18 protein-coding genes are annotated in these 17,947 nt (G+C 73.1%); 10 read left to right on the top strand and 8 right to left on the bottom strand.

What is annotated here, in order from left to right:
* The first annotated feature begins 198 nt into the window (after window positions 1-198).
* Window positions 199-1,155 (top strand): LysR family transcriptional regulator, encoded by a 957-nt coding sequence (locus tag D0D15_RS26505; RefSeq protein ID WP_115944822.1) that lies wholly within the window; start codon window positions 199-201, stop codon window positions 1,153-1,155.
* Here the strand turns inward: D0D15_RS26505 and D0D15_RS26510 are convergent.
* Window positions 1,107-2,015 (bottom strand): serine hydrolase, encoded by a 909-nt coding sequence (locus D0D15_RS26510; protein WP_115944823.1) that lies wholly within the window; start codon window positions 2,013-2,015, stop codon window positions 1,107-1,109. The genes D0D15_RS26505 and D0D15_RS26510 overlap by 49 nt on opposite strands.
* Entirely contained in the window at window positions 2,012-3,085 is a 1,074-nt protein-coding gene (locus tag D0D15_RS26515) for a Glu/Leu/Phe/Val family dehydrogenase (protein ID WP_094006262.1), read from the bottom strand. The genes D0D15_RS26510 and D0D15_RS26515 overlap by 4 nt, the downstream gene beginning before the upstream one ends.
* Window positions 3,086-3,239: 154 nt before the next feature.
* Between D0D15_RS26515 and D0D15_RS26520 the strand changes: the two genes are divergently transcribed.
* Entirely contained in the window at window positions 3,240-3,956 is a 717-nt protein-coding gene (locus D0D15_RS26520) for an alpha/beta fold hydrolase (RefSeq protein ID WP_094006261.1), read from the top strand.
* Between the two features lie 6 nt (window positions 3,957-3,962).
* On the opposite strand, the gene D0D15_RS26525 is transcribed toward D0D15_RS26520, so the two are convergent.
* Both D0D15_RS26525 and D0D15_RS26530 read right to left on the bottom strand, forming a co-directional pair.
* Window positions 3,963-4,709 carry a tryptophan 2,3-dioxygenase gene (locus D0D15_RS26525; protein WP_115944824.1) on the bottom strand — a complete coding sequence of 249 codons (747 nt, stop codon included), beginning with the start codon at window positions 4,707-4,709 and terminating at the stop codon, window positions 3,963-3,965.
* Complete coding sequence (locus tag D0D15_RS26530; RefSeq protein ID WP_115944825.1) at window positions 4,706-6,058, bottom strand: TrpB-like pyridoxal phosphate-dependent enzyme; 1,353 nt, start codon at window positions 6,056-6,058, stop codon at window positions 4,706-4,708. The genes D0D15_RS26525 and D0D15_RS26530 overlap by 4 nt, the downstream gene beginning before the upstream one ends.
* Window positions 6,059-6,122: 64 nt before the next feature.
* On the opposite strand from D0D15_RS26530, the gene mtnA reads away from it, so the two are divergent.
* Together mtnA and D0D15_RS26540 are read left to right on the top strand one after the other, a co-directional pair.
* Complete coding sequence (gene mtnA, locus D0D15_RS26535; protein WP_198958261.1) at window positions 6,123-7,097, top strand: S-methyl-5-thioribose-1-phosphate isomerase; 975 nt, start codon at window positions 6,123-6,125, stop codon at window positions 7,095-7,097.
* 57 nt (window positions 7,098-7,154) lie between these two features.
* Window positions 7,155-8,102, top strand: coding sequence for a phosphotransferase family protein (locus tag D0D15_RS26540; RefSeq protein ID WP_115944826.1), 948 nt, complete (start codon window positions 7,155-7,157; stop codon window positions 8,100-8,102).
* On the opposite strand, the gene D0D15_RS26545 is transcribed toward D0D15_RS26540, so the two are convergent.
* Complete coding sequence (locus D0D15_RS26545) at window positions 8,044-8,814, bottom strand: alpha/beta fold hydrolase (RefSeq protein WP_158224443.1); 771 nt, start codon at window positions 8,812-8,814, stop codon at window positions 8,044-8,046. The genes D0D15_RS26540 and D0D15_RS26545 overlap by 59 nt on opposite strands.
* Before the next feature lie 55 nt (window positions 8,815-8,869).
* On the opposite strand from D0D15_RS26545, the gene D0D15_RS26550 reads away from it, so the two are divergent.
* The gene (locus D0D15_RS26550; protein WP_162830666.1) at window positions 8,870-9,685 is read left to right on the top strand and encodes an AraC family transcriptional regulator; all 816 of its coding nucleotides are present in this window, start codon (window positions 8,870-8,872) and stop codon (window positions 9,683-9,685) included.
* On the opposite strand, the gene D0D15_RS26555 is transcribed toward D0D15_RS26550, so the two are convergent.
* Window positions 9,686-10,306 (bottom strand): response regulator, encoded by a 621-nt coding sequence (locus D0D15_RS26555; protein WP_094006255.1) that lies wholly within the window; start codon window positions 10,304-10,306, stop codon window positions 9,686-9,688.
* Window positions 10,303-11,490, bottom strand: coding sequence for a GAF domain-containing sensor histidine kinase (locus tag D0D15_RS26560; RefSeq protein WP_369806803.1), 1,188 nt, complete (start codon window positions 11,488-11,490; stop codon window positions 10,303-10,305). Before D0D15_RS26560 ends, D0D15_RS26555 begins: the two co-directional genes overlap by 4 nt.
* Before the next feature lie 158 nt (window positions 11,491-11,648).
* Here D0D15_RS26560 and D0D15_RS26565 point away from each other — a divergent pair, with 158 nt between their 5' ends.
* Genes D0D15_RS26565 through D0D15_RS26585 form a run of 5 tightly spaced genes read left to right on the top strand, consistent with a single transcriptional unit; the run spans window position 11,649 to window position 16,477 of the window.
* Window positions 11,649-12,437 (top strand): ABC transporter ATP-binding protein, encoded by a 789-nt coding sequence (locus D0D15_RS26565; protein WP_094006253.1) that lies wholly within the window; start codon window positions 11,649-11,651, stop codon window positions 12,435-12,437.
* Window positions 12,434-13,204: an ABC transporter ATP-binding protein gene (locus tag D0D15_RS26570; RefSeq protein WP_094006291.1), complete on the top strand. Its 771-nt coding sequence runs from the start codon at window positions 12,434-12,436 to the stop codon at window positions 13,202-13,204. Before D0D15_RS26565 ends, D0D15_RS26570 begins: the two co-directional genes overlap by 4 nt.
* A complete protein-coding gene (locus D0D15_RS26575) occupies window positions 13,205-14,083 on the top strand; it encodes a branched-chain amino acid ABC transporter permease (protein WP_094006252.1) in 879 nt (292 codons plus the stop codon).
* A 7-nt stretch (window positions 14,084-14,090) separates the two neighbouring features.
* Window positions 14,091-15,230, top strand: a complete 1,140-nt coding sequence (locus D0D15_RS26580; RefSeq protein ID WP_094006290.1) for a branched-chain amino acid ABC transporter permease — start codon at window positions 14,091-14,093, stop codon at window positions 15,228-15,230.
* Entirely contained in the window at window positions 15,227-16,477 is a 1,251-nt protein-coding gene (locus tag D0D15_RS26585; protein ID WP_094006251.1) for an ABC transporter substrate-binding protein, read from the top strand. Before D0D15_RS26580 ends, D0D15_RS26585 begins: the two co-directional genes overlap by 4 nt.
* A 152-nt stretch (window positions 16,478-16,629) precedes the next feature.
* On the opposite strand, the gene D0D15_RS26590 is transcribed toward D0D15_RS26585, so the two are convergent.
* The gene (locus tag D0D15_RS26590; protein ID WP_115944828.1) at window positions 16,630-17,946 is read right to left on the bottom strand and encodes an ABC transporter permease; all 1,317 of its coding nucleotides are present in this window, start codon (window positions 17,944-17,946) and stop codon (window positions 16,630-16,632) included.
* Between the last annotated feature and the right edge of the window lies 1 nt (window position 17,947).

A 17,947-nucleotide genomic window follows, 5' to 3' on the forward strand; every position in this document is an offset into this window, starting at 1 on the left:
ATAGGGGACAGGGCCTGGGGGCCGCCCCCGTCCGCGCGGGGGCGTCGCCGGCGAGGACGGCGGCGGCCCCCAGGCCCACCCCGAACACCCCGCGCCTGCTCAGTCGATCAGTCATGGCGCCACCCCAGCACGGAACTGGTACGGCTGTCCAAGACCAGACCGGCCCGGTCGCGATACGCCTGCCGATATCGTCGCAGCGTGGACCCCCTGCGCGCGTTGCGTTACTTCGTCGTGGTCGCCGAAGAACTCCACTTCGCCCGCGCCGCGGACCGGCTCGGGATCGCCCAGCCGCCGCTGAGCCAGCGCATCCGCAGGCTCGAGGACGATCTCGGCGCGCGGCTGTTCGACCGCGACAGCAGGCGGGTGGAGCTGACCGAGGCCGGGCAGATCCTGCTCGCCGAATCCCGCGACCTGCTGGCGCGGTGGGAGCGGATGCGCACGCTGGTCGGCAAGGCGCACCGGGGCGAGATCGACGCGCTGCGGGTCGGGGTGCCGCCGGAGCCGGCCGGGCGGGTGCTGGCCGATCTGCTGACCGCGTTCGGCCGCGCGTGCCCGGACGTGCGGCTGGACCTGCAGGAGCTGACGACGACCGAGCAGGTGCGGCTGCTGGCGGACCGCGAGCTGGACGCCGGGCTGCTGCAGCACCCGGTGGACGTGTCCGGGCTCGAACTGGGCCCGGCGGTGCAGACGCCGCTGGGGGTCGTCCTGCCGCGGGATGCGCCGCTGGCGGCGCGGTCGGAGCTGGCGCGGCTCGGCGAGGCCGGGCACGGGCTGGTGCTGTTCCCGCGCGCCGCCGCGCCCGGCCTGTACGACGCGACGCTGCGGACCTGCTGGGAGCAGGGGTTCCGGCCGTCGCACGTGCGGCACGCGCGGAACCCGGAGTTCGTGCTGGGGCTCGTGCTGTCCGGCCACGGCGTGGCGTGCGACCAGGGGCTGGTGGCGCGCAAGGAGCCGCGGGTGGTGTGGCGGCCGCTGGTGGCCGGATCGCTGTCGTGGCGGATGTCGGTGGCCTGGCCCGCGGTCAACCCGCATCCGGAGGCGGCGCGGCTGGCGGAGGTCGTCGCGGACGTGCTGGCGCGCGACGGCGTGACCACGCTCGCGCCGGTTCAGGACCCGGTGCAGCGGCCGTGGAGCGTGGTGTTCGGGCGGTCGTGAGCGATGTCCTCGATGGCGGCTCGCGCGGCCGCGCCGACGGCGTGGTCGACGTCCGGCAGGCGGGACTCCAGCGTCGGCGCCCTGGTGAACACCGCGACGGCGTAGCGGGCGCCGTCCGGGTACTCGGCGACGCTGATCTCGTTGCGCACGGCGAGCAGTGAGCCGGTCTTGCCCCACACCCGGACCTGGGGCGGGAAGGCGGCGGTGAGGCGGTGCCAGTTGACCTGCTGTCCCATGAGCTGCCGGACCCAGCGGCACGCCTCGGGCGGGCCCGCCGTGTCACCGGCGATGGCGGCCAGCAGGGTGGTCATGTCGCGCGGGGTGGTCGCCGAGGTCCGCAGCGGGTCGAGGGCTCGGGTGGCGAACACCTCCGCGACGGGCAGGGCGGGGAAGCGGCGGGTGAAGTCGGCGGCGTCGCGGGCGCCGATGTCCTCGGCCATCGTGGCGACGACGTCGCGGGGCGAGCCGATGACGCGGGTGCGGGCCAGGCCCAGCTCCCGGAGCAGGGAGCGCACGTTGTCCAGGCCGACGCGGTCGAAGAGCAGGTCGGCGGCGGTGTTGTCGCTGACCGAGAGCGCGAAGAAGGCCGCGTCGCGCAGGCTCAGCTCGACGTCGTCGGCGCAGCCCGCGGTTCCGGTGCCGCCGAGCCGGTCGGCGGCGGTGACGCGGAGGCGGTCGGCGGGGTCCAGCTGCCCGGCGGCGACCTGACGGGCCAGCTCCAAGACGAGCGGGACCTTGACCACCGAGGCGAGCACGACCGGCTCGTCGGGGCCGAGACCGGACTCGCCGGTACAACCGAGGCAGCGGGCGTGCAGCCAACCGCGCACGCCCGCCGCGTCGAAGATCTTCCCCGGTGTCACACGGTAAGGATGGACCGCAGCCTGCCGACCTCCGACATGCGGCGCTCCGCCAGCCGGTCGGCGGCCGTGGCCGGCGGCACGCCCTCGGCCTTGGCCAGCTCGAACACGGCCTTCGTGGTCTCGAAGATCCCGGCGGCCGTGCGCTTGGCCCGCTCGAAGTCGAAGCCGTGCAGCTCGTCGCTCACCTGAATCACGCCGCCCGCGTTGACCAGGTAGTCCGGCGCGTACAGCACGCCACGGTCCTCCAGCGACTTCTCGATCCCGGGATGGGCGATCTGGTTGTTCGCGGCGCCGCACACGACCTCGGCGCCCAGCTCGGGCACGGTCGTGTCGTTGAGCGCCCCGCCCAGCGCGCACGGCGCGAACACGTCCAGCGGCATCCGCAGCAGCGTCGCGTTGTCCGCCACGACCTCGACGGCCGGGTACGCGGACTTCACCCGCTCGATCGCCGCCGGGTCGACGTCGGTGACCGACACCCGGGCGCCGGCCTCGACCAGGTGCCCGACGAGGATGTGCCCGACCTTGCCGACGCCGGACACACCGACGTGCCGCCCGGCCAGGTCCGCGCTGCCCCACCGGAACTCGGCGGCGGCCCGCATGCCCTGGAACACGCCGAACGCGGTCAGCACCGAGGAGTCGCCCGCGCCGCCGTGGTCGCGGGAGCGGCCGGTCACGAAACGGGTCTCGCGGGCGATGACGTCCATGTCGGCGACGTAGGTGCCCACGTCGCAGGCGGTGTAGTACCGCCCGCCGAGCGACTGCACGAACCGGCCGTAGGCACGCAGCAGCGCCTCGGTCTTGGTGGTCGACGGGTCGCCGATGATGACGGCCTTGCCGCCGCCGAGGTCGAGCCCGGCGAGGGCGTTCTTGTAGGCCATGCCCCTGGACAGCGCGAGGACGTCGTCGAGGGCGTCGCTTTCGCGGCTGTAGGGGTAGAAGCGCGTGCCGCCGAGCGCGGGGCCCAGCGCGGTCGAGTAGATGGCGATGATCGCCTTCAGGCCGCTCGCCTGGTCCTGGCAGAACACGACCTGTTCGTGACCGCTTTCGCGGCCGAACACTCCATCCGTCACGGTGGTGACTCCTCATCTGCGACCCGCCCGGCGACGTTCGTGGCGCCGCGGAGGGGTTCCGGTTGTGGGTGGAGCTCCCGGGAAGGTCGTTCCCGTCGGCTCCTGAGGAGAAACTTAGCGCTCTTCGGGCGAAAAGCCATGGGAAGATCGGCTGATGCACGTGCGCACCGGTGGTTCGGACGGTCCGGTCCTGCTCGCCCTGCACGGCCTCGGCGCGACCGGGGCGGTGTGGGACGGCGTGGTGGAGCGGTGGCCGGGCCGCTGGATCGTGCCCGACCTGCCGGGGCACGGCCGGTCGGAGCCGCTGCCCCGGTACTCGTTCGGGGCGCTGGCGGCCGCGGTGGCCGAGGCGGTGCCGGCCGGGACACCGGTCGCGGTGCTCGGGCACTCCCTCGGCGGGGTGGTGGCCCTCACCCTGGCGAGCGGTTGGTTCGGGGTGCGGGTGAGCGGGGCTTGCGGACTCGGCATGAAGGTGCGCTGGACCGACGAGGAGCTGGCGCGGGCCGCTGACCAGGCCACGCGCCCGGCGAAGGTGTTCGGCTCCCGCGACGAGGCGGCCGAGCGGTGGCTGAAGGTGTCCGGCCTGCACGGCCTGGTGCCCGTGGACTCGCCGGTCGTGGACAGCGGGCTGGCCGAGGGGTGGCGGCTGGCGCTGGACCAGGCCGCGTTCGGCGTGGGCGCGCCGGACCTGGACGGGTTGCTGGCCGCGGCGCGGGCCCCGGTGATCCTCGCGGCGGGCGAACACGACCCGATGTGCCCGGCCGCGCACCTGCCCGGCGACGCGGTGCTCCTGCCCGGGCTGGGGCACAACGCACACGTGGAGGACCCGGCCGCGCTCGACCCGCTGCTGGCCCGCCTGCGCGCGGGCTGACCCCGGCTACAGGTCGGCGCGTACCGCCCACAGGTCCGGGAACAACGGCTGGAACAGCGTGCCCCGCAGGTACTTCGCGCCGGACGAGCCGCCGGTGCCCGCCTTGTCGCCGATCGTGCGTTCCACCATCTTCACGTGCCGGTAGCGCCACTCCTGCACGCCCTCGTCCAGGTCCACCAGGTGCTCGGCCACCGACGCCGGGCCGCCGTCGTCGGTGTAGACCCCCAGCAGCAGCTTCCGGCGGTCGCCGGTGACGTCGTAGCCGTGCACCGACAGGTAGATCAGGAACGAGTCGAACAGCGACGGCCGCGCCAGCGCCGCGGCGATCCGCTCCCGCGCCGGGCTGCCCTCCGGGTAGTGCGCGACCATCCTCGGGTCGCGCCTGCCGAGCACCGCCTCCAGCTCGCGGAACTGCGCTGACTGGAACCCGCTGGCCGCGTCCAGCCGGGTGCGGAAGCTGGTGAACTGGCTGGGCGTCATGGTCTCCAGCACGTCGATCTGGGCGACCACGACCTTGAGGATCGTCAGCACCCGCCGCAGCGTGCGGACCGCGTGCGCGGTGTCCCCGGCTTCCAGCCTGACCCGCAGGTGCGCGAGCTCGTGCAGCATCTGCTTGAACCACAGCTCGTACACCTGGTGGACCACGATGAACAGCAGCTCATCGTGTTCCTCGGACCGCGGGTGCTGCGCGGCCAGCAGGTCGTCCAGCGCCAGGTAGGACGTGTAGGTCAGGGACGCGTGTTCGTCCGTCACGGCAGCCCCGCCAGCGACTCGGCGAGCACCGTTTCGGGCAGCTCGTTGTCGGTCATCCGCCCGGCCAGGAACGCGGCGTAGGCGGGCAGGTCGAGGTGCGCGTGCCCGCACAGCGCGGTCAGGATCGCCTTCTCCTCCCCGGTCTCCTTGCAGCGCAGGGCTTCCTGGACGCACGCCGCCAGCGCGTGCGTCGGCTCGGGCGCGGGGATGATGCCCTCGGTGCGCGCGAACCGGACCCCGGCGGCGAAGCACTCCTGCTGTCCCACCGCGAGGGCCTCGATCAGGCCCAGCTCGTAGATGTGCGACAGCAGCGGCGCCATCCCGTGGTAGCGCAGGCCGCCGGCGTGGATCGGGTCCGGGATGAAGTCGTGGCCCAGCGTGTGCATCTTCAGCAGCGGCGTGAGGCCCGCCGTGTCACCGAAGTCGTAGGCGTAGCGGCCGCGGGTCAGCGACGGGCACGCGGCCGGTTCGACCGCGCGGATCACCGGCGCCATCCGCCCGGCGAGCTTCTCGCGCAGGAACGGGAACGCCAGCCCGCCGAAGTTGGAGCCGCCGCCGGTGCAGCCGACGATCACGTCCGGCGTGTCCCCGGCCTGCGCGAACTGCAGCAGCGCCTCCTCGCCGATCACCGTCTGGTGCAGCAGCACGTGGTTGAGCACGCTGCCCAGCGCGTAGCGGGTGTCCGGGTCGGCGGCGGCCTGCTCGACGGCCTCGCCGATCGCGATGCCCAGGCTGCCCGTGGAGTCCGGGTCCTTCTCCAGCACGGCGCGCCCGGCCGCGGTCTCCTTCGACGGGCTCGGGTGCACCGTCGCGCCGAAGGTCTCCATCATGATCTTGCGGTAGGGCTTCTGGTCGTAGGAGGCGCGCACCTGCCAGACCTCGCACTCCAGCCCGAACGTCGCCGACGCGAACGCCAGCGCGCTGCCCCACTGCCCGGCGCCGGTCTCGGTGGTCAGCCGCCGGATGCCCTCCGCCGCGTTGTAGAACGCCTGCGGCACCGCGGTGTTCGGCTTGTGCGAGCCGACCGGGCTGACACCCTCGTACTTGTAGTAGATCCGCGCGGGCGTGCCGAGGGCGCGCTCCAGGCGCCGCGCCCGGTACAGCGGCGAGGGCCGCCACAGCCGGTACACGTCCAGCACCTCACCGGGGATGTCGACAAAGCGATCTTGGGTGACCTCCTGGGCGATGAGCGCCTGCGGGAACAGCGGCGCGAGGTCGTCCGGGCCGACCGGTTCCCGCGTGCCCGGGTGCAGCGGCGGTGGCGGCGGTTCCGGCAGGTCGGGGATCACGTTGTACCAGGTCGTCGGCAGGTCCGACTCGTCGAGCAGGTACTTCGTCCGGCTGGTCATCGGCGGGCCCCCTTCGTCGTGGCGGCTCCCCCAGCTTGGCTCGCGATGGCGTTCAATGGAAGACGTGCGCAGAACCATCGACTGGGTGAACGGTGCGATCGAGATCATCGACCAGGTCGCCCTGCCGGGCGAGTACCGGACACTGCGGCTGACCACCGTGGACGAGCTGATCGGCGCGATCCAGCGGCTGGCCGTGCGCGGCGCGCCCGCGCTCGGCGGCGCCGGAGCGCTGGGCACGGCGCTGGCGGCCTTCGCCCACGACGACCCGGCCGAGGTCCGCGCCGACGCGGAGCGGCTGGCCGGCGCCCGCCCGACCGCGGTCAACCTGAGCTGGGGCGTGTCGCGGGCGCTGGCCCGGCTCGGCGACGGCCCGGAGGCGGTCCTCGCCGAAGCGCTCGCCCTGCTCGACGAGGACGAGCGGCTCAACCACGAGGCGTCCGCGCGCGCCGCCGAGCTGATCCTGGAGAAGTGCCCGCGCCGCCCGCTGCGCCTGCTCACGCACTGCAACGCCGGGCGGCTGGCGACCGTCGGCTGGGGCACCGCGCTCGGCGTGGTGTGGCACCTGCACGCCGCCGGGCACCTGGAGTACGTGCTCGCCGACGAGACCCGCCCGCTGCTGCAGGGCGCGCGGCTGACCGCGTGGGAGCTCGCCGAGGCGGGCGTGCCGTACCGGGTGCTGCCGGATTCCGCGGCGGCCGCGGCGATGGCGCGCGGGATGGTGGACTGCGTCGTGGTCGGCGCGGACCGGATCGCGGTCAACGGCGATGTGGCGAACAAGATCGGCACCTACGGCCTGGCGCTGGCGGCCGCGCGGCACGGGCTGCCGTTCGTGGTGGTGGCCCCCTCGTCCACTGTGGACCCGGAATTGCGCTCCGGCGATTCCATCGTGATCGAGGAACGGGCAGCGGAGGAGATCACGACCGTTTCCGGCACTCCGGTGGCCCCGCCCGGGACGAAGGTGTTCAACCCGGCGTTCGACGTGACCCCGGCGGAGCTGATCACCGCGGTGGTCACCGAAAAGGGCCCGCTGGCGCCCTGAATTCCGGTTGCCGCCGCGCACCGGAAAATCGCTGGCCCCCACGGCTATTTTCGGGGTGTGGGACTACCGGCGGCGGAGACCGAGGCACAGTTCGAGGCGCTGACGCCGGCGGATCTCGCCGCCGGGGTCGGTGCGCTGGCCCGGCGGCTCGGGGTCCGCGGCGAGGTGACCCGGTTCGCGACGGGGTCGCTGCCGGTCTACGCGTGCGGTGACGCGCTGGTCCTCAAGCTCTACCCGCCCGTGTACCCCGCGGACTTCACGACCGAGAGCCGGGTGCTGCGGGCGGTCGACGGCCGGCTGCCGGTCCCCACCCCGCGCGTCCTGGACACCGGTGAGCTGGACGGCTGGCGGTACGTGCTGATGTCCCGGCTGCCCGGCGTGGCCCTCGGCGAGGCGCCGGTCGCCGAGCAGATCCGGCTGGCGCCCGCGCTCGGCGAGGCGCTGGCGGCGCTGCACGGGCTGGACCTGCCGGATCTGGGGCCGTCCAGCTGGGCCGGGTTCGTCACCGAGCAGACGGCCTCGGCCGGCGCGCAGCAGCCCGGCCTGGCCGGGGTGTGGGCGCGGCAGATCCCGTCCTTCCTGGACTCGGTGGACCTCGGCTCGCCGCCGCCGGTGCTGCTGCACACCGAGGTGATGGCCGAGCACGTGCTGGCCGTGCCCGACGGCGACGGCTGGCGGCTGTCCGGGGTGTTCGACTTCGAACCCGCCATGCGGGGCGCGCCGGAGTACGAGTTCGCGGCCGTGGGCGTCTTCGTGACCCGCGGCTCGCCCGAGTACCTGCGCGCCCTCCTGACCGGGTACGGACTGACCCCGGACGACGGCTTCCCCCTGCGGTGCCTCGCGTACCTGTTGCTGCACCGCTATTCCGACCTGAAGTCCTACTTCGCGCACCTGCCCGCGCCCGCGGAGCCGACACTGGCGGCGCTGGCTCACACCTGGTGGCCGGTCAGCCGTGCTCGCCGAGGAACGAACGCAGGAGCGCAGCCGTTTCGGCCGGGTGCGTGACCGGCGGGGTGTGGGCGACGCCGTCGAGCAGCTCGACCGGTTTGGCACCGGGCAGCGCGGCGGCGAGTGCGGCGCCGGCCCCGGGCGGGATCGGCTGGTCGGCGGCGCCGTGCACGACGAGTGCCGGTGCGGTGATCTCCGCGAGCCGGTGCGCCGCGCTGTCCGCGCCCATCAGCACGGAGACCGCGCGGCTCAACCGGCCGGCCGGCTGCCGTCGCAGGCGGGGCAGCCAGTGTGCTTCCGCGGCGCGCGAGCCCAGGAGCAGTTCCAGCACCGCCGAACCGGTTTCGGTGACTGCACCGGCGGCGAAGCCGTCCCGGATCCGCGCCATCTGCGCCAGGGCGGCGCCGGGAAACGCGTCCGCGGCGCTGTCGATGAGGCTCAGGCTCGTCACGCGCTCCGGGGCCAGCAACGCGGCCCGCAGCGCGGTGAAGCCGCCCTGGGAATGCCCGACCAGGTGCGCGGCGGGCACGTCCAGCGCGTCGAGGATGCCCACCGCGTCGCGTGCGGCGTCCCAGTAGGTGAAGGGCAGGCCGTCGTCCGCGGTGGCGCCGTGCAGCCGGAAGTCGAACCGGATGCAGCGGAACCCGGGCAGGACGACGTCATCCCACATGGTCGAGTCCATGAGGTTGCCGTGCAGGAAGAGGACGGCGGGACCGTGGCCCGAATCGGTGACCGCGAAGCGCTGCCCCCGGGTGGTTATCGTGTTCATGATGACCATTCCAGCCCACGGCCACCCCGGCCACCAGGTGGTTTGCGGACCGGCCATGGTCGAAACACGACAGCCCGTCCTCGGCGTCGGTTACGCCCCCGCGCGCGGGGGAACCGTCGAGCTGCGGCGGTTCCCGGAGACCGGCGTGCTGCGCGGGCCCGTGCACCGGCAACCGGTCCGCCCGGACTTCCACGTCGTCGGCCTGGTCACCGGCGGCACCGGGCGGCACGCCGTCGACTTCCACGCCGAGCCGCTGACCGAGGGCAGCGTGTTCTGGCTGCGCCCCGGACAGGTGCACCGCGTCCTCGACGCCGCCCGCCTCAGCGGGGTGCTGGTGCTGTTCACCGCTTCGGCGCTCGCTCCCGGCACGCCGGTGGCCGCGTTCGCCGATGACGCGCTGCGGCCGAGCCAGTGGTCCGCCGACGCGCGCGACGCGCTCACCCGGACCGCGTTGCGGCACCTGGAACTCCTGCTCGCCGCGCCCGCCCCGGCCCGCGACCTCGCCGACGCGCTCCCGCTGGCGCTCGGACCGCTCGTCGCCGCCGCACCGGCCGCCCCCGGCCCGGCCACGGCGGTCTTCGAGCGGTTCGCGGCCGCGGTGGAGGCCGAGCACCGGCGGCGGCACCACGTCCGCGACTACCAGCAGACGGTCCACGCGAGCGCGCGCACCATCGACCGGGCGGTCCGGCGAGCCAGGGGTGTCAGCGCGAAACGCTTCCTCGACGAGCGGATCGCCCTGGAAGCGCGGCGGCGGCTGGCCACCAGCGACACCACCGTCGCCGCGCTGGCCGCCGAACTCGGCTTCACCGAGGCGACGAACTTCGTCAAGTTCTACCGGCGGATGACCGGCACCACCCCGCGCGCCACCTGACTACAGCAGCCCGGCCTCGGACGCCTTGCCGATCGCCTCCACGCGGTTGCGCGCCCCCAGCTTGTGCAGCGCCGACTGCAGGTACGTCTTCACCGTGTTCCGCGTCAGCCCGGTGGTCTCCGCGATCTCCGGGTTCGTCTGCCCCTGCGCGGCCAGCCGCAGCACCTCGTACTCCCGCCGCGTCAGGCCGCTGCGCGCCAGCGCGTCCGACCGCGACGAGTGGTCCGGCATGATCCGCGGATCCACCACTCGCTCCCCGCGCAGCACCCGCCGCAGCGCCGACACCAGATCGGTGCCGGCCACGTCCTTGAGCAGGCACCCGTGGGCGCCGGCGTCCAGCGCGGCCAGCAGCCCCTGGTGGTCGCCGTGCGCGGTGAACACCACGATGCGGCCGGCCGGGTGCACCTGGCGCAGCCCGGCGATCACCTCCGGGGCGAGCATGTCCGGCAGCCGCAGGTCGAGCAGGATCAGGTCGGGCCGCAGCTCGCCGACCCGCAGCAGCGCGATCCGGCCGGACTCCGCGCTGCCGATCAGCTTCAGCGACGGCTCGGCCCGCAGCAGCAGGGTGACGCCGTCGCGGACCACGGGGTGGTCGTCGACCACCAGCACCGTCGCCGTCATGGCACTTCGGGCACCCACGCCCGCAGCGTGCAGCCACCGTCCTCGTCCCGCACCAGGCTGACCCGCCCGCCCAGCCGCGCGGCTCGCTCGGCCAGCGAGCGCAGCCCCATCCCGGTGCCGGGCGCGTCCTCGGCGTCCTGGCCGGTGCCGTCGTCGGCGACCACGACCTGCACCCCACCCCCGCTCGGGCCGAGGCTGACCACCACCGAGCAGGCGTGCGCGTGCTTCTCGACGTTGAGCAGCCCCTCCCGCACCGCGCACACCAGCAGTGCGGTGCGCTCGGCGTCCAGCGGCCGCACCGGCGCCAGCTGCACGAACCGGGCCGGCAGCCCGCAGCGCGCCTCGAACGAGCGGCAGTGCTCGGCCAGTTCCACCGGCAGCGCCCGTTCCGGAGTGGACTCCGACAGCGACAGCAGCGACTCGCGCAGCGCCCGCGAAGCCGCCGACACATCGCCTTCCAGCCGGCACAACCGGCCCTCCAGCACCGGGTCCCCGGCCACGTCCTGGTGCAGGTTGCGCACCTGCACCCCGATCGAGAACAGCAGCGCCCCGACCGAATCGTGCAGCGCGCTCTGCATCCGCCGCCGCTCGGCGGAAATGGCGTCGGCGCGGTCGGATTCGGCGACGCTGGCCAGCTTGAGCGCGGAGGCGGCCTGGTCGGCGATGCCCTCCAGCCGCCGCACCGCGTCGTCGCCGAAGTCGGCCGGCTCGCGCATCGCGGCGTAGGCGATGGCGAGTATCTCCGGCTTGCCCCGCACCCGGCTGATGATCGGCACGGTCAGCAGCGCCGCGAGCCCCTCGCCCGCGACCTGCGCGTCGAACTGGTGCGTGATCGTCGGCGCGCTCAGGTAGTCCGACACCCGCACCGGTTTGCCGGAGGCCAGCACCCGGCCGCCGACGCCCTGACCGGTGGGCACCACGAGGTTCTGGATCGCGTCGGTCCGGTTCCCGGCCATCCACCGGATGACGGCGGTGCCGGGCCGCTCCAGCTCGCCCACGAACGCGGCGTGCACGCCCAGTGACTCCCGGATCAGGTGCGCCGTGCCCTGCAGGGCTATCACCCGGTCGAGGGTCCCGAGGAGACCCTCGCGCTCGCGCAGCAGCTCGTCGAGCACGTTGCTGTGCTCGACGGCACGGTCCGCGGCGACGCGCTGCTCTGCGGTCACGCGCCCACGATCGCACATTCGATCCATTCCGGACATCCCCTCCTGGAGAGGGCACGGTTGGGCAAAAGTCCGGCAAACCTCTCCAGGTGGGGGTGTCGGACCGGCGAGGGCCGATCAAGGATTGCCGCCACCGAGAGTGACGCCCGTCACGCGATCGGAGGAGGTGTGCGCCCACGGTGTTGAACGTCCGCGATCTGCACGTCCGCTACGGCCGCTCGGTCGCCGCGCTGCACGGCGTCGACCTGGCGGTTCCCGACGACGGGGTCCTCGCCGTCCTGGGCAGCAACGGCGCAGGCAAGTCCACGCTGCTCCGGACGATCTCCGGCACGCTCAAACTGCACCGCGGTGTCGTCACACGCGGTGAGGTCCGGCTCGGCGAGACCCGGATCGACAAGCTCGATCCGGCGTCCATCGTCCGGCTCGGCGTGGTCGGCGTGCCGGAGGGCCGCCAGATCTTCACCCGCATGTCCGTCGACGAGAACCTGCGCGCCGGCGGCATCTCGACCTCGGCCGAGCAGCGGGTCAAGGCCCGCAAACGCGTGCACGAGCTGTTCCCGGTGCTGGCCGAGCGCGCCCGGCAGCGCGCCGGGCTGCTCTCCGGCGGCGAGCAGCAGATGCTCGCGATCGGCCGGGCGCTGATGTCGGCACCGCACGTGCTGCTGCTCGACGAGCCCTCGCTCGGCCTCGCGCCCAAGGTGGTCGAGCAGATCAGCGGCATCATCCGGGAGATCCACGCGCAGGGCACCTCGGTGGTGCTGGTCGAGCAGAACGCGGTGATGGCGCTCAACGTCGCCGACCACGCCGTGGTGCTCGAGGTCGGCCGGGTCGCGCTGGCCGGCGGGTCCGACGAGCTGTCCCGCAGCGAGGACGTCCAGCGCCTGTACCTGGGCGGGCACGCCGAGACGCACGCCGTCCAGGAGGCGGCCGGCCCGCGCAAGCACTCCCTGTCGAGGTGGGGCGGATGATCCCGGAACTGCGCGTCGAGCACCTCACGCTCCGCTTCGGCGGCCTGACCGCCCTCGACGACGTGTCCTTCACCGTGCGGCCCGGTTCGCTGCACGCCCTCATCGGCCCCAACGGCGCCGGGAAGTCCAGCTGCTTCAACGTGATCAGCGGCCTCTACCACGCCACCGAGGGCCGCGTGCTGCTCGGTGACACCGAGCTGACCGGCATGCGCCCGCACAAGATGGCGAAGCTCGGCATCGGCCGCGCCTTCCAGAACGCGGCGCTCTCGCCCGGCTCGACCGTGCTGGACAACGTGATGCTCGGCAGACACGCCCTCACCCGCGGCGGGTTCCTGGAGTGCGCCCTGCGCGCGCCGTGGACCGTGCGGGCCGAGCGCAAGCACACCGAGCGGGCCAAGGAGATCTGCGACTTCCTGGGCATCGGCAGGCTGCTCCACACCCCGGTGGCCGCGCTGCCCTACGGCGAGGTCAAGCGCGTCGACATCGCCCGCGCGCTCGCCGTGGAACCGGTGCTGCTGCTGCTGGACGAGCCCGCCGCCGGGATGAACGCGGCGGAGACCTCCGACCTGGCGGCCACGATCCACGACGTGCGCGACGAGCTGGGCATCTCGATCCTGCTGGTCGAGCACGACATGGGCCTGGTGATGGGCATCGCCGACCGGGTCACCGTGCTCGACTTCGGCCGCCGCATCGCCGACGGCCCGCCGCACGAAGTGCAGTCCGACCCGGAGGTCATCCGGGCCTACCTGGGAACGGAGGCCGCGTAGATGGACACGTTCCTGCAACTGGCGGTGAACGGCCTCGGCAAGGGCGCGGTGTACGCGCTGCTCGCGCTGGGGTTCGTGATCATCTTCAAGTCCACCGAGGTGATCAACTTCGCGCACGGCTCGCTGGTGCTGTTCGGCGGCTACCTGGTGGTCGCCACGCGCGAGTCACTGGGCTGGGTCGGCGCGTCGCTGGTCGGGATCGTCAGCGCCGGGCTGCTCGCCCTGGTCGTGGAGCGGCTGCTGCTGGCCCGCACCAAGCTGGCCGATCCGAACAGCCTGGCGCTGCTCACCATCGGCATCGACGTGATCGTGACCGAGGAGATCGTGCGGCGCCTCGGCGTCGGCGTGCCGTTCCTCGGCGAGGCGTGGGACGCCAAACCGATCCAGGTCGCCGGCATCACGCTGTTCCGCACGCACCTGGTGGCGATGGCGGTGGCCGCGGTGCTGATCACCGCGTTCTACCTGGCGTTCAAGTTCTCCAACTGGGGTGTCGCGATGCGCGCCCAGGCGGAGAACCGGGAGGCGGCCGCGCTGATGGGCATCCGCAGCCGCCAGGTGACCACGACCGCGTGGCTGGTCGCCGGCCTGCTCGCCGGGGTCGCCGTGCTGTTCCTGGCCACCCAGGACTTCTCCGGCGCGGGCCTGTCCCGCGGCACGCACTCGATCGCGCTCGCCGCGTTCCCCGCCGCGATCCTCGGCGGGCTCGACTCGACCGCGGGCGCGATCGTCGGCGGGCTGGTCGTCGGGCTCGTCGAGGCCCTGTCCGCGGAGTACATCTCGTTCGACTTCTCCAAGAGCGCGGTGTTCCTGGTGATGCTGCTGGTGCTGGTGGTCCGGCCGTCCGGGCTGTTCGGAACGAGGGAGATAACCCGTGTCTGAGCTGGCGATGCGGGCCACGGTCACCGACGCGCCCGCGAAGGCCCCGGCGAAGCCGCTGCGCTGGCTGCGGCTGCTCGCCTGGCTGGTGCTGCTGGCCGTGCTGCTGGTGCTGCCGCTCTACCTCGGCGCGGAGTGGCTCAAGGCGGGGCAGTGGATGATGGTCGGCGCGGTCGGCGCGATCGGGCTGACCATGCTGGTCGGGCAGGCCGGTCAGCTGTCGCTGGCGCACGCGTTCTTCCTGCTCGCCGGCGGCACCACGTACACGGTGCTGGCGAGCGGCACCGAGGACGGGCGGGTGATCGGGTTCGGCGTGGACCCGCTGCTGTCGCTGCTGGCCGCGGTCGCGTTCACCGCCCTGCTGGGACTGGCGTTCGCGCCGGTGTCCGGGCGGCTGCGCGGCATCTACCTCGGGGTCGCGTCGCTGTCGCTGGTGTTCCTCGGGCTGTTCCTCGGGCAGTCGGCGGAACGGTTCACCGGCGGCACCTCCACCGGGCGCACCCCGGCGCCGTTCGAGCTGTTCGGGTTCACCTTCGACAGCTCGGGCGGGCTGGTGATCCTCGGTGTGCCGTTCCGGCAGGCCGAGAAGATGTGGTACCTCTACCTGGCCCTGACGGTGATCGCGTTCGCGCTGGCGCGCGGCGCGGTCAACAGCCGGGTCGGCCGGTCCTGGCGCGCGGTGCGCGACCACGAGGCCTCCGCCGCGGCGATGGGCGTCAACGTGGCACGGGCGAAGGCGGGCGCGTTCGCGGTGTCCTCGGCCTACGCCGGGCTGGCCGGCGTGATGACCGTGCTGTGGTTCGACATCCTCAAGCCGGACGAGAACGAGTTCGGCACGTACGGCATCAACGTCTCCATCGCCTACCTGGCGATGGTCATCATCGGCGGTCTCGGGTCGATCGGAGGCGCGCTGGTCGGCGCGCTCATCGTGTTCGGCCTGCCGCAGGTGCTCTCGCTCTACTCGACGCAGCTGGGGATCTTCACCGGGAGCGGCGAGGGTGCGTTCACCCCGATCCTCGTCAGCACCTTCGTCTACGGCGCCGCGATCATCCTCGTCGTGCTCTTCGAGCCGGGCGGGCTCGCGGCGATCGGGCGCCGGATCACCGGCGGCCTGCACAGGGAACGAAAGAAGGAAGGAACGTCCCGATGAAGCGACGGCTTTCCCTGGTCCTCGCGGCGATGCTGGCCATCGCCGCGTGCGGCACCAAGGCGGGCGATCAGGGATCGTCCGGCTCGGACGCCTCCGGCGTCAAGACCGATCTCGGCGTCACCGCCAACGAGATCACCCTGGGTGTCATGACCGACATGACGGGCCCGTTCAAGAACCTCTCGATCGGCATCACGCACGGCAACCAGTTGTGGGTCAACGACTTCAACGCGGCCGGCGGCGTGTGCGGGCGGCAGGTCAAGCTGGAGATCGTCGACCACGCCTACAAGGCCGACACCGCCAAGACCCTGTACCCGCAGCTGGAACCGAAGGTGCTCGGGTTCGTCCAGATCGTCGGGTCGCCGATCATGGCGGCGCTGAAGCAGAACATCAAGGCCGACAAGACGACCGCGACGCCGGCGTCCTGGTCCTCGGAGCTGCTGGACAACCCGTACGTGATGATCGTCGGCACGACCTACGACGTCGAGATGATCGACGGCATGTCCTACCTGCAGGAACAGGGCATGATCAAGGACGGCGACACGGTCGGCCACATCTACATCGACGGTGAGTACGGCATCAACGGCCTGCGCGGCGCCCGGTACTACGCGCAGAAGCACGGCATGAACCTGCGCGAGGTCAAGATCACCTCGTCGGACAACGACCTGACCAACATCGTCACCGGCCTGCGTGGTGAGGGTGTCAAGGCGATCATGCTGACCACCACCCCGGCGCAGACCGGTTCGGTGGCCGCGGCGAACAAGGCGCTCGGGCTGAACGTGCCGCTGCTGGGCAACAACCCGACGTTCGACCCGGTGCTGCTGAACAGCCCGGCGGCCAACGCGCTCGACCGGCTGTACGTCGTGGCGAGCAGCGTGCCGGTGGCCGCGGACGTGCCGAAGGCCAAGGATGTGCTGGCCAAGTACAAGGCCGCGGGATTCCCGGAGCCACCGAACGCCGGTGTGCCCTACGGCTACGCGGTGGCCGAGGTGTGGGGCGCGGTGCTGCGGAAGGCGTGTGACAACAAGGACCTGACCCGGGACGGCATCCTCAACGCGCTGCAGCAGACCACCTCCGCCGACACCGGTGACCTGGTCGCGGCGCTGGACTTCTCCAAGCCCGGCGCGCCGCCGACCCGCGAGGTGTACGTGGCCCAGCCGGACGCGAGCGTCGAGGGCGGCATCAAGTACGTGAAGCCGCTGTTCGAGGCCCCGGACGCGAAGGACTACAAGGCTCCGCACGAGAAGTGAGGCACGGGCGCCCCGGTCCGCGGACCGGGGCGCCCTCCTGGAAACGACGATCGAACCGCGGTCGTGTGCGCTGAGCGCGAGTCCCACGCTCGGTCGCGCGAGTCCCACGCTCAGGCACGCGAGTTCCACGCTCAGGCACGCGAGTTCCACGCTCAGTGGGCGGTCGCGGCGCGCACCACCCGGCCGCCGGCCGCGACCGTGGCGCCCAGCGCGATCACCACGCCGAACACCACGCTGAGCAGGTACGGGCCGGCGTCGAACGCCGCCGCCGCGCTGCCGGTCTTGACGACGGCGAACGGGATGACGCACACCACCGCGCCGGCCACCGCCGCCACCACGCTGACGACCGTCGCGAGACCGATCTCCCGCAGCAGCATGCCGCGGGTCTGCCCGGCCGTGGAACCGATCAGCGACATCGCCGAGAACTCTTCGCGCCTGCGGCCGAGCGCGGCCACCAGGTTGTTGGTCAGCGCGATCGCCATGAACACCGCGATCAGGACCACCACCAGGTAGTTGATCGAGGCCAGCACCTGCGCGGTGCCGCCCCCGGCGGAATGCCGGTTCTCGATGCCCTGCATGGCGAGCGTGCCCGCGGAAACCCCGACGAGCAGCGTGAGGAACGTGACCGCGGGCCGCACCCGCTCCGGGGCCGCGGCGAGGTTGATGGCCGCCAGGTGCCCCGCCGCGCCGCGCGGGGACAGGACCGCCAGGACGCGGTTGCCCACGCCCACGAGTTCCGGCGCCAGCATCGACAGTCCGATCGCGACGAACACGGTGGCCGGGCCGGTCATCGCGGTGGTCGCGATGCTGTCGGCCGGCAGGCCGAAAACCGCCGAGGCGGAACCGATCCCGGCCACCAGCAGCACGGCCGCGGCCACCCGCCGCGGGCGGGCCGACCGCCGCGCCACCGCGGGCGGCGGGCCACCGACCGGGCTGCGCCCGGCCGTCCCGCGGCTGCCGATCCACGCCGCCGCCGCGCTCGCGACGAGCACGACGACGGCCCCGGCGAGCGGCAGCCCGAGACCGGGCGAGTAGGCCGAGGCCGGGTCGGTCAGGCCGGACGACCGGACCGCGGCCAGCACGATCCAGCCCAGCAGGTAGCCGGCGCCCAGGCCGGGCAGCAACGCCACGGTGGCGACGGCGAACGTCTCGGCCGAGACCATGACCCGGATCTGCTTCGGCGTCGCCCCGATCAGGCGCAGCCCGCCGATCTCGCCCGCCCGGCCGGCGAGGGTCACGGTGACGGTGGAGACCGTCGCGAACACCACGATCGCCACCACCCAGCCACCCATGATCAGCGGGAACTGGGTCAGGAACGACCGGTCGGCCACGGTCGTGGTGTCCGCGAGCCCGGTCGCGAGCAGTGCCGTCATCGCGGTGACCAGCGCCATCCCGATCACCGCGATCAGGCCGGTCGCGACCGCCGCGCCGCGGTGGTGGCGGAACAGCCGCCGCGCCAGGCCCACCACG

The sequence above is a fragment of the Amycolatopsis thermalba genome (assembly GCF_003385215.1).
In the GTDB taxonomy this organism is placed as follows: domain Bacteria; phylum Actinomycetota; class Actinomycetes; order Mycobacteriales; family Pseudonocardiaceae; genus Amycolatopsis_E; species Amycolatopsis_E thermalba.